Source organism: Agromyces sp. Y182, from assembly GCF_059445385.1.
This window is the reverse complement of the sequence record NZ_JCAIUF010000001.1, coordinates 33,360-47,375: the sequence shown is the minus strand read 5'-3', so window position 1 is coordinate 47,375 and position 14,016 is coordinate 33,360. Positions and strand designations below refer to the sequence as shown.

The 14,016-nt window shown below is 68.6% G+C and carries 13 protein-coding genes; 11 read left to right on the top strand and 2 right to left on the bottom strand.

What is annotated here, in order from left to right; all coding sequences use genetic code 11:
• Window positions 1-2 precede the first annotated feature (2 nt).
• Genes miaB through dapF form a run of 3 tightly spaced genes read left to right on the top strand, consistent with a single transcriptional unit; the run spans window position 3 to window position 3,421 of the window.
• A complete protein-coding gene (gene miaB, locus AC1C2R_RS00220; RefSeq protein WP_495378551.1) occupies window positions 3-1,613 on the top strand; it encodes a tRNA (N6-isopentenyl adenosine(37)-C2)-methylthiotransferase MiaB in 1,611 nt (536 codons plus the stop codon).
• A gap of 1 nt (window position 1,614) precedes the next feature.
• Window positions 1,615-2,535, top strand: a complete 921-nt coding sequence (miaA, locus tag AC1C2R_RS00215) for a tRNA (adenosine(37)-N6)-dimethylallyltransferase MiaA (protein ID WP_495378550.1) — start codon at window positions 1,615-1,617, stop codon at window positions 2,533-2,535.
• A gap of 4 nt (window positions 2,536-2,539) precedes the next feature.
• Entirely contained in the window at window positions 2,540-3,421 is an 882-nt protein-coding gene (gene dapF / locus AC1C2R_RS00210) for a diaminopimelate epimerase (protein ID WP_495350528.1), read from the top strand.
• An 18-nt stretch (window positions 3,422-3,439) separates the two neighbouring features.
• Here dapF and AC1C2R_RS00205 read toward each other — a convergent pair whose 3' ends face one another.
• Entirely contained in the window at window positions 3,440-4,054 is a 615-nt protein-coding gene (locus AC1C2R_RS00205) for a class I SAM-dependent methyltransferase (RefSeq protein WP_495378549.1), read from the bottom strand.
• A 42-nt stretch (window positions 4,055-4,096) separates the two neighbouring features.
• Here AC1C2R_RS00205 and hflX point away from each other — a divergent pair, with 42 nt between their 5' ends.
• From hflX to AC1C2R_RS00185, 4 genes are all read left to right on the top strand, one after another.
• Window positions 4,097-5,626, top strand: coding sequence for a GTPase HflX (gene hflX, locus AC1C2R_RS00200; protein ID WP_495350526.1), 1,530 nt, complete (start codon window positions 4,097-4,099; stop codon window positions 5,624-5,626).
• A 325-nt stretch (window positions 5,627-5,951) separates the two neighbouring features.
• On the top strand, window positions 5,952-6,938 hold the full coding sequence (locus AC1C2R_RS00195) for a methylenetetrahydrofolate reductase (RefSeq protein WP_495350525.1): 987 nt from the start codon (window positions 5,952-5,954) through the stop codon (window positions 6,936-6,938).
• Window positions 6,935-9,286, top strand: coding sequence for a 5-methyltetrahydropteroyltriglutamate--homocysteine S-methyltransferase (metE, locus tag AC1C2R_RS00190; RefSeq protein WP_495378548.1), 2,352 nt, complete (start codon window positions 6,935-6,937; stop codon window positions 9,284-9,286). The genes AC1C2R_RS00195 and metE overlap by 4 nt, the downstream gene beginning before the upstream one ends.
• A 13-nt stretch (window positions 9,287-9,299) precedes the next feature.
• Window positions 9,300-10,193 carry an alpha/beta fold hydrolase gene (locus AC1C2R_RS00185; RefSeq protein WP_495378547.1) on the top strand — a complete coding sequence of 298 codons (894 nt, stop codon included), beginning with the start codon at window positions 9,300-9,302 and terminating at the stop codon, window positions 10,191-10,193.
• Between the two features lie 49 nt (window positions 10,194-10,242).
• Here AC1C2R_RS00185 and lexA read toward each other — a convergent pair whose 3' ends face one another.
• Window positions 10,243-10,920, bottom strand: coding sequence for a transcriptional repressor LexA (gene lexA / locus AC1C2R_RS00180; RefSeq protein ID WP_495353163.1), 678 nt, complete (start codon window positions 10,918-10,920; stop codon window positions 10,243-10,245).
• A 269-nt stretch (window positions 10,921-11,189) separates the two neighbouring features.
• Between lexA and AC1C2R_RS00175 the strand changes: the two genes are divergently transcribed.
• From AC1C2R_RS00175 to hisH, 4 genes are all read left to right on the top strand, one after another.
• Entirely contained in the window at window positions 11,190-11,591 is a 402-nt protein-coding gene (locus AC1C2R_RS00175) for a LysM peptidoglycan-binding domain-containing protein (protein ID WP_495378546.1), read from the top strand.
• A gap of 85 nt (window positions 11,592-11,676) precedes the next feature.
• A complete protein-coding gene (locus tag AC1C2R_RS00170) occupies window positions 11,677-12,768 on the top strand; it encodes a histidinol-phosphate transaminase (RefSeq protein ID WP_495350521.1) in 1,092 nt (363 codons plus the stop codon).
• Window positions 12,765-13,379 (top strand): imidazoleglycerol-phosphate dehydratase HisB, encoded by a 615-nt coding sequence (gene hisB, locus AC1C2R_RS00165; protein WP_495350520.1) that lies wholly within the window; start codon window positions 12,765-12,767, stop codon window positions 13,377-13,379. Before AC1C2R_RS00170 ends, hisB begins: the two co-directional genes overlap by 4 nt.
• Entirely contained in the window at window positions 13,376-14,014 is a 639-nt protein-coding gene (hisH, locus tag AC1C2R_RS00160) for an imidazole glycerol phosphate synthase subunit HisH (RefSeq protein WP_495350519.1), read from the top strand. The genes hisB and hisH overlap by 4 nt, the downstream gene beginning before the upstream one ends.
• Window positions 14,015-14,016: the final 2 nt, after the last annotated feature.

The following is a 14,016-nucleotide window of genomic DNA, read 5'->3' as shown; positions in this document are numbered from 1 at the left end:
TCATGAGCACCATTCACGACGTCTCCCTTCATGAGACACCCCGCGACCAGGTCGCTGAAGCGGCAGCGTCGCCGCGCACCTACGAGGTCCGCACCTTCGGTTGCCAGATGAACGTGCACGATTCGGAGCGGCTCTCGGGCTCCCTCGAGGCCGCAGGTTATGTTCCCGCCGACGGCGCCGAAGCCGACATCGTCGTGATCAACACCTGTGCGGTGCGAGAGAACGCCGACAACAAGCTGTACGGCAACCTCGGCCACCTCGCCTCGGTGAAGCGGCGGCACGCGGGCATGCAGATCGCGGTCGGCGGCTGTCTCGCGCAGAAAGACAAGAACGTCATCCTCGAGAAGGCGCCTTGGGTCGATGTCGTGTTCGGCACGCACAACATGGGTTCCCTGCCGAGCCTGCTCGAGCGCGCCCGCCACAATGACGAAGCGCAACTCGAGATCCTCGACTCGCTCGAGGTCTTCCCGTCGACGCTGCCGAGCAAGCGCGACTCGAGCTCCAGCGGCTGGGTGTCGATCTCGGTCGGCTGCAACAACACCTGCACCTTCTGCATCGTGCCTGCGCTGCGCGGAAAAGAGAAAGACCGACGCCCGGGCGACATCCTCGCCGAGATCCAGGCGCTCGTCGACGACGGCGTCGTCGAGATCACACTCCTCGGCCAGAACGTGAACTCCTACGGGGTCGAGTTCGGCGACCGGCAGGCGTTCGGCAAGTTGCTCAGAGCAGCCGGCCAGATCGACGGACTCGAGCGCATCCGATTCACGAGCCCGCACCCCGCTGCCTTCACCGATGACGTCATCGATGCGATGGCTGAGACGCCGAGCGTCATGCCGCAGCTGCACATGCCGCTCCAGTCGGGTTCCGACCGAATCCTCAAGGCGATGCGCCGCTCCTACCGTTCCGAGAAGTTCCTCGGCATCCTCGACCGCGTGCGCGCGAAGATTCCCAACGCCGCGATCTCCACCGACATCATCGTGGGCTTCCCCGGCGAGACCGAAGAGGACTTCCAAGAGACCCTTCGCGTCGTCGAAGCAGCGCGGTTCGCCTCGGCGTTCACCTTCCAGTACTCCATTCGGCCCGGCACCCCCGCCGCCACGATGGAGGACCAGGTACCGAAGGCGGTCGTTCAGGAGCGATACGAACGACTCGCCGCCCTGCAAGATCGCATCTCCTGGGAAGAGAACCAACGACTCGTCGGCCACTCCGTCGAAGTGCTCGTCTCGAACGCCGACGGAAAGAAGGACGACGCGACCCATCGGCTGAGCGGTCGCGCCGAAGACAGTCGACTCGTGCACTTCGAGGTGCCCGAGGGCTCCGAGGTGCCGCGCCCGGGCGACGTCGTCTCCGTCACCATCACGCAGGCCGCACCGTTCCACCTGCTCGCCGATTCAGTCGACGATGCGCCATTGCGCATTCGTCGCACCCAGGCCGGCGACGCATGGGATCGAGCCCAAGCAGAGAGCTGCGCCGTCCCGGCCGCCCCCGGCACATCCGTCGCCGGTCGCGTCTCGCTCGGCCTGCCGACGCTGCGAGCCCGCGGGGCCGAACCGCTCGTCTCGCCCGGAGTGGGCACCATGCCGATCTACGATCCCGCCGACGGCCAACGCTGACGTGACCCTCATCGCGATCGTCGGCGCGACGGGCACCGGCAAGTCCGCGTTCGCGCTCGATCTCGCCGGGGCGCTCACACGAGACGGTCGCACCGCGGAGGTCGTGAACGCCGACGCGATGCAGCTCTACCGCGGAATGGACATCGGCACGGCGAAGCTCCCGCTCGATGAGCGACACGGGGTGCCGCACCACCTGCTCGACGTGCTCGACGTCGTCGCCGAGGCATCCGTCGCCGAATACCAGTCGGCGGCCCGCGCCGCGATCGACGACGTGCTCTCACGCGGCGGCGTCGCATTGCTGGTCGGTGGATCCGGACTCTACGTCTCGTCGGTCATCCACGACTTCCGGTTTCCCGGCACGGATGCTGCGGTGCGCGCCCGCCTCGAAGCCGAACTCGCGGAGCAGGGCCCGGGGCTCTTGCATGCGCGGCTGCGCGCGATCGATGCCGCAACAGCCGCGAGTGTCGACGCGCAGAACGGCCGCCGCCTCGTACGCGCGCTCGAGGTCATCGAGGTCACCGGCGAACCGAAGGCGGCGCGATTGCCCGACCAACCCGTGCCGTGGCGCGCGCATCGCGTGGTGCATCTCCGAAGCGAGCGCGCACCCCTGGTGGAGCGGCTGGATGCGCGCGTCGAGCGGATGTGGCGAGGCGGCCTCATCGACGAGGTGCGCGGGCTCATCCCGAAGGGCCTCGAGCGCGGGGTCACCGCTCGCAAAGCCATCGGGTACGCCCAAGCACTCGGTGAGATCACGGGGCGCATGTCGAGCGCAGAGGCGATCGCCGAGACGCAGCAGCTCACGCGCACCTACGCACGGCGCCAGGTGAGCTGGTTCAAGCGGTATCGAGATGCCGCCACGATCGACGCAGACGACTCGTTCGCCCGAGCCACGGAACTCGCCCGCCAGGCGGCCATAGACTGATCCGATGGCGTTTGATCTGCGGTTCACCAAGGGGCAGGGCACCGGCAACGACTTCGTGCTCTTCAGCGATCCCGAAGGCGAGACCGAACTCACGCCCGTCCAGATCGCCGCCGTCTGCGACCGCCACTTCGGCGTGGGCGGCGACGGGGTCATCCGTGCCGTGCGTTCCGCGAACCTCGCCGACGGTGCGGCTGCTCTCGCCGAGAACGCGCAAGCGCTGTGGTTCATGGACTACTGGAACGCCGACGGCACCGTCTCCGAGATGTGCGGCAACGGAATTCGGGTGTTCACGAGCTACCTGCTCGATCAGGGGTTGGCCGATCTCGGCCCCGATGCTTCGATCGCGATCGGCACGCGCGCCGGAGTGCGCACCGTCCGCCGCAGCGCGTCGGGCTTCGAGGCGGACCTCGGTCGCTGGCGTCTCGCCGGCGGGGAGCCGCTCGTGCGCGCCAAGAGCCTCCCGGTCGCCCGCCCCGGACTCGGTATCGACGTCGGCAATCCGCACATCGTGGTCGCCTTGGCCGATGACGATGAGCTCGAGGGGCTCGATCTCGCGTACCAGCCGGTGCTCGAGCCGGTGCCCGAGGCCGGTGCCAACATCGAGTTCGTCGTGCCCGCCGAGCCGCTCGTCGAAGACGGAGTCGGTCGCATCCGCATGCGGGTGCACGAGCGTGGTTCGGGTGAGACCCTCTCGTGCGGCACGGGTGCGGTGGCGGCGGCGCTCGCGGTGCGGCACTGGGCGGGCGAGTCTGCGCCAGGCACGTGGCGGGTTCAGGTACCCGGTGGCGTGCTGGGTGTGCGCATGTTCCAGGCCGACGACGGCGAGCACGTCGCGCTGTCAGGGCCCGCCGAGCTCGTCTTCGACGGAGTACTCAGCCTCGCCTGACGTGTTCGTACGAATGCATCACTGAGCGGTTGCAGCGTGGCGTACCTCGAGTACACGGAATCCCTTGTCTTGCGCCGCGCGGTCGACCTCGAGGCCGAGCTCTTCGGCGATCCAGCGTTGCAGCGACTCGGCGCCGAGATGCTTGGCCACGACGAGCCACGCACTCGCGTCGTCTTGGAGGAGGGGCAGCCACTGCGTGAGGATCGCGTGCAATTCGGCTTTGCCGACACGGATCGGCGGATTCGACCAGATGCCGGCGAATCGAACGTCCGCGGGAACATCGCCAGGCAGCGCCGCGTTGACATTGGTGATGCCGAGACGACCAGTGTTGCGACGCACGAGGTCGAGAGCTCGCTCGTTCACGTCGACGGCCCACACGGTGGCGTCCGGAGATCGCAGCGCAAGTGAGATCGCGATCGCACCCCACCCGCAGCCGAGATCGAGCAGGTCGCCCGTCGCTGGAGGTGCGGGGGCACGGTCGAGAAGGATGCGGGTGCCGGTGTCGAGATGCTCGGGGCTGAACACGCCGCCGGCGGTGGAGAGCGAGAGTTCGCGCCCCGCGATGGTGGCGGTGATGGTGCGGAGAGTGGCCTCGCCGCCCGGACGAGAGGAGAAATAGTGGTCGGGGGCCATACAGGGGAACCTATCGCAGCGACGGGAACTAGGGTTAACACGATGAATGACGCCGAACAGAACTCCGCAGACGATGCCGTCGAGCGGGTGCTCCGTGGCGCTGAGACCAAGGCCGGAGTGTCGCGCTTCGGTTCCGATGCCGCAGCGGCGCTCATGGCGCCCGAAGCGGCCTTCGGCGCCGACTCCGACACCGACGGCGAGCAGTACGACCGCGAGGCGCGAGCGGGCCTCCGGCGGGTGGGAGGGCTCTCCACCGAACTTGAAGACGTCACCGAGGTCGAGTACCGACAGCTTCGCCTCGAGAACGTCGTACTCATCGGTGTGTACTCGCAGGGCTCCCAAGACGAGGCCGAGAACTCCATGCGGGAGCTCGCCGCCCTCGCTGAGACCGCAGGCGCCCGAGTGCTCGACGGAGTGCTGCAGCGCAGACCGCATCCCGACCCGAGCACCTACCTCGGCCGTGGCAAGGTCGAAGAGCTGCGGCACATCGTCTCCTCCCTCGGTGCCGACACGGTCGTCGCCGACACCGAACTCGCGCCCAGCCAGCGTCGCGCGCTCGAAGACGCGGTCAAGGTCAAGGTCATCGACCGAACCGCCGTGATCCTCGATATCTTCAGCCAGCACGCGAAGAGCCGTGAAGGCAGGGCGCAGGTCGAACTCGCCCAACTCGAGTACCTGCTTCCCAGGCTTCGCGGCTGGGGTGAGTCGATGTCCCGACAGGCCGGCGGCCAGGTCGGCGGCACCGGTGCGGGCATGGGCTCCCGTGGCCCCGGTGAGACGAAGATCGAGCTCGACCGGCGCCGCATCCACTCGCGCATGGCGAAGCTGCGCAAGCAGATCGTCGGCATGAAGCCCGCGCGTGAAGCCAAACGCGCCAACCGCAAGCGCAACGCAGTGCCGTCCGTTGCGATCGCGGGTTACACGAACGCCGGCAAGTCGAGCCTCCTGAACCGCATCACGGGCGCCGGGGTGCTCGTCGAGAACGCCCTCTTCGCGACCCTCGATGCGACGGTGCGCCGCAACACGACGGCCGACGGGCGCGTCTACACGATCGCCGATACGGTCGGCTTCGTGCGCAATCTGCCGCACCAGCTCGTGGAGGCCTTCCGGTCGACTCTCGAGGAGGTCGCCGATTCCGACCTCATCGTGCACGTCGTCGACGCCGCCCACCCAGACCCCGCCGGGCAGATCGCGACAGTGCGCGACGTCATCGGCGAGGTCGGGGCACGCGACATCCCCGAGCTCATCGTCTTCAACAAGGCCGACCTCGTGACGCCTGAAGACCGTCTCGTGCTGCGCGGGCTCGAACCGGGCGCGATCTTCGCCTCGGCACGCACGGGCGAGGGCATCCCCGAGGTGCTCGAGGCGATCGCGCGCATGCTGCCCGACCCCGCCGTCGAGATCGACCTGCTCGTACCGTACGACCGGGGCGATGTCGTCTCAACGCTCCACGAGACCGGGCGAGTGCTGTCGATCGAGTATGCCGAAGACGGCACCCGCGTTCGCGCGCTTGCTTCGCCCGAACTCGCGGGCCAGCTCGAGGAGTTCGCGGCGGCGTCCGTCCGGGCGTGAACGACCGGCGGCGCTGCCGACCAGTGCGCGCCGCAGGAGCAGCCCGAGACTGATCGGCGCGGTCGTCGCGGAGGCGCGAGCGCCGAGGCATCCATGACTCTCTGGCTCGAGGGATGCCGCGACCTCGTGTCACCTCGCGTCACAGACGTTCGCCGACGGCCGATGAGGCGTATCGTCGCTCTTGATCGATCTGTGATCGGCCCGAAGCCGACCACACGGAGCGACCGCCGAGCCCGGCACCCGCCCGCGAGACCTACCCGCCGTTCCGGCCGGGGGAGCGCGGCCTGCCGTGTTCGCCCCGTTGCCGCTCGCCAGCAGGAGCACCATGTCACCGACCTCATCCGATGCATCGGGCGACGACTGTCGGCCCAGGCTGCCGATCTCCTTCGAGCTCTACCCGCCGCGCACCGATGCCGCGGCGCTGGCCCTCGGTCGTACCATCGATCGGCTCGCCGAGGTCGATCCGGCGTTCATCTCGGTGACTTTCGGCGCCGGCGGCAGTTCCCGCGCGCGGTCCCTCACGGTGCTGCGATACATGCTCGAGCATACGCATGTCGAAGCGATGGCCCACCTCACGTGCGTGAGCTCCTCCCACGCCGAGGCCAACCGGCTCGTGCGAGAGTTCCTCGATGCGGGCATCACGAGCTTCCTGGCGCTGCGCGGCGACCCGCCGACCGATGCCGACCCCGATGCCGGCATCGGTGACCTCGGCAGCGCCGCTGAGCTCGTGCAACTCATCCACCGGGTACAGGAGGAACGGGAGCCGTTCGGCCAGATCGGCGTGCCCGGAAATCCAGGGGCATCTCGTATCAGGGAACGGCCTCGCCCCGAACGTGTCGCGGTTGCGGCGTTCCCCAGCGGACATCCGCGATCGCGCGACGTCGGGCAAGACGTCGATACCCTGCTCGCGAAAGAGATCGCGGGTGCGAACCTCGCGATCACGCAGCTGTTCTGGCGTGCCGACGACTACCTCGGCTTCGTTCAGCGTGCCCGTGCGGGCGGCGTGACGATCCCCATCCTGCCGGGCATCATGCCCGTCACGACGCCCGCTCGCCTGGCCCGCCTGACCGAGTTGACCGCTGTCGAACCGCCCGCCGAGCTGGCGATCAACCTCGAGATCGAGCCGGATGCCGCGGCGCAGGCAGAGCTCGGCATCGCCTTCGCCACCCGGCTCTCCGCCGACGTGATCGCGGGTGGCGTCCCCGGCCTGCACCTCTATACCTTCAACCGCCATGAGGCCGTACTCGACGTCGTCGACCGGCTCGGGCTGCGAGCCGAGCGGCTCGCCGACGAAAGGAACACCGCACGATGACCACCCATGCCCCCGCCTTCCCGATCGCCACGATCCTGGGATATCCGCGCATCGGGCGCCGACGCGAACTGAAGCGAGCCGTGGAGGCGTTCTGGGCCGGTTCGATCTCCGCCGACGAACTCGAGCAGACGGCCGCCGAACTGCGAGCCGCGACACGTGAGCGCCTCGCCTCCCTCGGCCTGGCCCGCACGGATTCGGCGATTCCCGAGACCTTCTCGTTCTACGACCAGGTGCTCGATACCGCCGTGGCCGTCGGTGCGGTCCCACCACGTTTCGCGAGGCTCGCCGATGAGCATGGGGGTATCGACCTCGCGGGGTACTTCACGATCGCCCGCGGTGTCGGCGACGACGCTCCGCTCGAGATGACCAAGTGGTTCGACTCGAACTATCACTACCTCGTCCCCGAGATCGCCCCCGACACCGACTTCTCCCTGCACGCCGAGCGGATCCTCGCCGAATTCGCCGAGGCGAAGGCCGCCGGCTTCGTGACCCGGCCCGTGATCGTCGGCCCCGTCACGTTCCTGCTGCTCGCGAAGGCGGCCGACGGGGCTCCCGAGAGCTTCCAGCCGATCGACCGGCTCGCCGACCTCGTGCCCGTCTACGCGGCGCTGCTCGAGGAGCTCGCCGAAGCAGGTGCCGAATGGGTGCAACTCGACGAGCCCGCCCTCGTGAGCGAGAGCATCGATGTCGCACGCGACCGGGTGCTCGAATCCGTCGCTGCGGCCTACGACGCGCTGGGCTCCCTCGAACGCCGCCCGGCGATCTTCGTCGCCGCACCATACGGCTCGCTCGACGACGCGCTGTCCGCCCTCGCAGCCACCCCGGTGGAGGCGATCGGCCTCGACCTCGTGCGCGGCGTACTGCCCGCGTCGCTCGACCCGGCGACGGCCGAGTCGCTCGCGGCGAAGACGGTGGTCGCGGGCGTCATCGACGGGCACAACATCTGGCGCGGGGACCTCGCCGCCGCATTCGAACAGCTCGAGGCCGCTCAGCGCCTCACCGCGACCGTCGCCGTCTCCACCTCCACCTCGTTGCTGCACGTGCCGCACGACGTCGACGACGAGGATGCGCTCGATGCACGACTCGTCGGCTGGCTCGCGTTCGCCGACCAGAAGGTCGGCCAGGTGGCCGCGCTCGGTCGCGGACTTGCGAACGGGCGCGCCGCGATCGAGGGCGAGCTCGCCGCGGCATCCGCTGCCCTCGCCGATCGCGGCGGTGCGCCGGGTGTGCGCGTGCCGGTCGTACGCGACCGCCTCGCGTCGCTCACTGAGAGTGACTTCGCTCGCGCGAGCTACGACGAGCGTGTTGTGGCGCAGGCGTCCCTCGGCCTGCCCGAGCTGCCGACGACGACGATCGGGTCGTTCCCGCAGACCGGCGAGATCCGTCGCGCCCGCGCCGGCCTGGTGGGCGGCACGCTCACGGGTGAGGAGTACACCTCGCTCATGCGCGAGGAGATCGAGCGCGTCGTGCGGTTGCAGGAAGACCTCGGGCTCGACGTGCTCGTGCACGGCGAACCCGAGCGCAACGACATGGTGCAGTACTTCGCCGAACTGCTCGACGGGTTCGCGGTCACCAAGCACGGTTGGGTGCAGTCGTACGGCTCGCGCTGCACGCGTCCCTCGATCCTCTGGGGTGATGTCTCGCGGCCGGCGCCGATGACGGTCGAATGGTCCGCGTACGCCCAGTCGCTGACCGAGCAGCCCATGAAGGGCATGTTGACCGGCCCCGTCACGATCCTCGCCTGGTCGTTCGTGCGCGACGACCAGCCGCTCGGCGACACGGCGCGACAGGTTGCGCTCGCCCTGCGCGACGAGATCGCCGATCTCGAGGCAGCCGGTATCCGGGTCATCCAGGTCGACGAGCCCGCACTCCGAGAGCTGCTGCCGCTGAAGCGCGCCGACCAGCCCGCCTACCTCGGGTGGTCGGTCGGTGCCTTCCGCCTCTCGACCGGCGGTGCGGCCCCGGCGACGCAGGTGCACACGCACCTCTGCTATTCGGAGTTCGGCGTCGTGATCGATGCGATCAAGAACCTCGACGCCGACGTCACTTCGATCGAAGCGGCCCGCAGCCGTATGGAGGTCGTCGACGACCTCGAGACGAGCGGCTTCGACCACGGCATCGGCCCGGGCGTCTACGACATCCACTCGCCACGAGTGCCGAGCGTCGACGAGGTGCAGGCGCTCCTCGAACGCGCAGCCGGCGCGATCCCCGCCACCCGGCTCTGGGTCAATCCCGACTGCGGTCTGAAGACGCGCGGCTACGACGAGACCGTCGAGTCGCTGCGGCACATCGTCGAGGCGACCCGTGCGGTGCGGGCCGGTCGCGCCGCCTCGGTACTCGCCGGGTAGCACGGGCGAGCGGATGCCGCGGCTCGCGACATCCGCTCGGCTGACGTTCGGCCGACGCAGGGCTGGGACTCAGCTGGTGTTCGGCCGACGCTCGGCTGGTGTCGAGGCGACGCACAGGCGCAGCGCGTACTTTGGTCGTATGCAACTTGCGGTCCACGAATCCGGCCGGGGTTCGCGAACCGCGGTCCTCATCCACGGCATCATGTCCGATTCCCGCGCGTGGCACCGAGTGACTGCCGAGCTCGAGGCGCAGGGGTTCCGGGTGCTCGCCGTCGACCTGACAGGTCATGGACGCAGTCCGCGTGCCGTGCACTACTCGCCCGCCGCATGGGCGAGCGACGTCGTCGAGACGCTCACGCCGGTGCTCGACGGCCCTCCCGATCTCGTCATGGGCCACTCGCTCGGCGGGCTGGTGGCGAGCCTCGTCGCAGATCGGCTCGCGCCTCGCGCGGCGATCTACATCGACCCGGCCTTCTCCTTCCCGAAGGGCGTGAAGGGGTGGGCGTTCAAGGCATTCTTCGCGATAGCACCGAGGCCGCGCCGGTCGGCGCTGGTGCGCATGAATCCGAAGTGGAGTGCGGTCGACGTCGAGATCGAGCTCGCGACGCTTCGAGACTGGGACAAGCGCACCATCCTCGGTTTCACCGATACGCGACCGCTGGTGCCGCCCGTGCGCCTCGTCGCCCCCACTCTGGTGCTCCTGGCGGAGAAGAGCCTGCTCATCACGGCGAAGGTCGCCCGGCAGCTTCGCGGACAGGGCATGACCGTGGCGACCCTGCGCGGAACGGGCCACACCGTGTTTCGTGACGATCACGCCGGGTTCATGGATGCGGTGTTCGACTGGTTCAACGCGCTGGCGCCTGCCACGGTCGGAAGCGGTCTCGCCGGAGTCCGGACCGCGGCGTAGCGACCGGCCGTCGCCGGCCGCTCCATGACTGACCGGTGGGGTTGCCCGGTCAGACTGCTCGGAGCACCGCGACGATCTTGCCGAGCACTTCGGCATGGTCGCCGACGATGGGCTCGAACGCGCTGTTCCGCGGCAGCAGCCAGGTGTGGCCGTCGCGCTGGCGGAACACCTTCACGGTGGCCTCGCCGTCGAGCATCGCCGCGACGATCTCACCGTTCTCTGCGGTGCGCTGCGAGCGCACCACTACCCAATCGCCGTCGCAGATCGCGGCGTCGATCATGGAGTCGCCCACGACCTTCAACATGAACAGCTCGCCTTTGCCGACCAGTTGACGGGGGAGCGGGAACACCTCGTCGATCTGCTGTTCGGCCGTGATCGGCACACCCGCGGCGATGCGGCCGACCAGCGGCACCATCGCCGCGTCGCCGACCGGGATCGGGTCGGAAGAGGTGACGGGTCGCTCGGTGACGCCCGGCAGCTCGATGAGCACCTCGAGTGCTCGAGGGCGGTTGGGGTCGCGCCGGAGGTACCCGGCGAGCTCGAGCTGGTTCAGTTGGTGCGTGACACTCGAGAGCGAGGAGAGCCCGACGTCGTCGCCGATCTCGCGCATGCTCGGCGGGTAGCCGCGGCTGGAGACCGAGCGCTGGATCATCTCGAGGATCGAGATCTGCTTGGCGCTCAAGCTCTTTCGGCGGCGTGGCCTGCCGGCCGCCTGCACGTCGTCGATGTCGGTGCTCAACGTCTTCGCCCCTCGTAGCGGCCGCCTCGCGGCCGGATGTCGGTGGTCTCTGGTCGACTCTCTTCCAGATATTCGAAACTGTATCCGCCTCGCGCGCGCTCGGCAAACATTTGTTCGAGTGTGTCGCGGAATCCGCTCGACAGAATTCCCCGCGTCTTCCCTTGCGTTGTTCGTCATTCGAATGTATGTTCGGAACAGAGTTTCGCATCCGGTTCTCCCGGCCGAGAGCCGGATGCGACTCCTACAGGAGGTGTGACATGAGTGCAGCGATCGCAACGCCCGGCTTCCAGCCCCCAAGTGCCCTTCAGCGAGAGGAGGCGGCGTCGGTTGTTCCCGCGCGCACGCGGCTCCGACTGACGCGACGGGGCCGCATCGTGTTCACGTCGCTCGGCGCAGTTCCGCTCGTCGTGTGGGCATTCGTTGCGGTGATCGGCGCGGGCGGCGCCGCGGCCGACGTCGAATCCACTGGCGTCTCGTTCGAGGCTGCGTCGTTCGAATACACGACGGTCGGGCAAGGCGACTCGCTCTGGGAGATCGCCGAGTCGATCGACCCCGGGGCCGATGTGCGAGAGATCATCGCCGAAATCATGCGGCTCAACGGGCTCGATGACGCGGTGGTCGAACCCGGTCAGCGCCTTGCGCTTCCCGCCGCTCCGTGACCCGTGACCGTCTGAAGCGTCGGGGTTCCGCCGGTCGATGACGGCGCGTCCGAATGACCTCGGTGCGCATCGTTAGCATTGAAGGGTGACGAGTCTCGAAGACCTCCCCATCCGCGATGACCTTCGTGGTCGCACGCCGTACGGGGCTCCGCAGCAGGCAGTTCCGGTCGCGCTCAATGTCAACGAGAACACGCATCCGATTCCCGAAGACGTCGCACACGATGTCGTCGCCCGTGTCGCCGCCGCCATTCTCACGCTCAATCGCTATCCCGATCGAGAGTTCACCGAGCTGCGGCGTGCATTCGCCCGCTATCTGCGCCATGGCCTCGAGCCGGCGCAGATCTGGGCTGCGAACGGTTCGAACGAAGTGCTCCAGCACATCCTCCAGGCCTACGGCGGGCCGGGCCGCACCGTGCTGGGCTTTGCGCCGACGTATTCGATGTACGGCCTGCTGGCCTCCGGCACCGGCACCGAGTGGCTCACCGCCGGTCGTGATGACGAGTTCGAACTCAGTCCCGAAACGGCCGTGTCGGCGGTGCGAGAGCACGATCCCGACATCGTGCTGCTCTGCGCGCCGAACAACCCGACGGGTACGCCGCTCTCACTCGAGACGATCGAGGCGGTCGTCGACGCGGCGCGCGGCATCGTCGTCGTCGATGAGGCCTACTTCGAGTTCGCCGACCCCGGAACCCCGAGTGCGCTCACGCTGCTGCCGGGGCGGCCCCGGCTGCTCGTGTCGCGCACGATGAGCAAGGCGTTCGCGTTCGCCGGCGCCCGCGTCGGCTACCTCGCCGGTGATCCGGCCGCCATCGACGCACTTCGGCTCGTGCGACTGCCGTACCACCTCTCCGCGCTCACTCAGGCGGCTGCGCTCGGCGCCCTGGCGCACTCGACCGAGATGCTCGCGATGGTCGATGAGATACGCACCCAGCGCGAGCGCATCTCGGTCGAGCTCCTTCGACTCGGGTTCCACCCATATCGCAGCGGCTCGAACTTCGTGCTCTTCGGCGGGATCGACGACCCGCATGCGGTCTTCGATCAGTTGCTCGCGCGCGGCATCCTGATCCGCGAGATCGGCATCCCCGGTCACTTGCGCGTCACGGCCGGCACTGAGGCCGAGACCACCGCCTTCCTCGAAGCGATCGCCGTTTCGGCCCCGAATAGGATTGACTCATGACCGCAACGAGACCGCCGCGCACCGCCCGGGTCCAGCGCGAGACGAGTGAATCGAGCATCGACCTCTCGATCGATCTCGACGGCACAGGCGTGAGCGACATCGAGACGAGCGTGCCGTTCTACGACCACCTGCTCACGGCGTTCGCGAAGCACTCGCTCACCGACCTCACCGTGCGGGCACGCGGCGATATCGAGATCGACGTGCACCACACGGTCGAAGACGTCGGCATCGTGCTGGGGCAGGCCATCAAGCAGGCGCTCGGCGACAAGCGCGGCATCTCGCGGTACGGCGATGCCCTCGTGCCGCTCGATGAGGCGCTCGCACAGGCGGTCGTCGACATCTCGGGGCGTCCGTTCCTCGTGCACACCGGAGAGCCCACCGGGTTCGAGTACCACCTCATCGGCGGGCACTTCACCGGCTCGATGGTGCGGCACGTCTTCGAGGCCATCGCGTTCAACGCGGGCCTGACCGTGCACGTTACCGTGCTCGGCGGCCGCGACCCGCATCACGTCGCCGAAGCCGAATTCAAAGCGTTCGCGCGGGCATTCCGTCAGGCGAAGTCGTTCGACCCGCTCGTGTCCGGCGTTCCGTCGACGAAGGGCGCTTTGTGAGCCGCACCCGGCGCGTCGTCGTGCTCGACTACGGCTCGGGCAACGTGCACTCTGCCGCGAAGGCGCTCGAGCGTTCCGGCGCAGAAGTCACCGTCACCGCCGACCGGGCCGCAGCACTCGAGGCCGATGGTCTCGTCGTGCCGGGTGTCGGTGCGTTCAAGGCGGTCATGCAGCAACTGCACGCGGTTCGCGGTGAAGAGATCATCGATCGGCGACTTGCCGGCGGCCGGCCGGTGCTCGGCATCTGCGTGGGCATGCAGGTGCTGTTCGAGCGGGGCGTCGAGCGTGGCGTCGACACCGAAGGACTCGGCGAATGGCCCGGCATCGTCACCGAGTTGCCTGCCGCGGTACTGCCGCACATGGGTTGGAACACGGTCGAAGCGGGTGAGGGCTCCGCGCTCTTCGCGGGCATCGAAGACGAGCGCTTCTACTTCGTGCACTCGTTCGCAGCGCAGCAGTGGCTGCTCGACGTGCAGCCGCCGTTCCCGAAGCCCGCGCTCACGTGGGCCGAGCACGGCGGTCGGTTCCTCGCGGCCGTCGAGAACGGACCGCTGTCGGCGACCCAGTTCCATCCCGAGAAGTCGTCGGGGCCCGGCATCCGCTTGCTCGCCAACTGGCTCGGCACGCTCGACTGAGC

Excerpts from the sequence above, each read along its gene's own strand:
- miaB (WP_495378551.1), top strand. The coding sequence starts at position 3 with ATGAGCACCATTCACGACGTCTCCCTTCATGAGACACCCCGCGACCAG.
- dapF (WP_495350528.1), top strand. The coding sequence starts at position 2,540 with ATGGCGTTTGATCTGCGGTTCACCAAGGGGCAGGGCACCGGCAACGAC.
- AC1C2R_RS00205 (WP_495378549.1), bottom strand. The coding sequence starts at position 4,054 with ATGGCCCCCGACCACTATTTCTCCTCTCGTCCGGGCGGCGAGGCCACT.
- hflX (WP_495350526.1), top strand. The coding sequence starts at position 4,097 with ATGAATGACGCCGAACAGAACTCCGCAGACGATGCCGTCGAGCGGGTG.
- AC1C2R_RS00195 (WP_495350525.1), top strand. The coding sequence starts at position 5,952 with ATGTCACCGACCTCATCCGATGCATCGGGCGACGACTGTCGGCCCAGG.
- metE (WP_495378548.1), top strand. The coding sequence starts at position 6,935 with ATGACCACCCATGCCCCCGCCTTCCCGATCGCCACGATCCTGGGATAT.
- AC1C2R_RS00185 (WP_495378547.1), top strand. The coding sequence starts at position 9,300 with ATGCCGCGGCTCGCGACATCCGCTCGGCTGACGTTCGGCCGACGCAGG.
- AC1C2R_RS00175 (WP_495378546.1), top strand. The coding sequence starts at position 11,190 with ATGAGTGCAGCGATCGCAACGCCCGGCTTCCAGCCCCCAAGTGCCCTT.
- hisB (WP_495350520.1), top strand. The coding sequence starts at position 12,765 with ATGACCGCAACGAGACCGCCGCGCACCGCCCGGGTCCAGCGCGAGACG.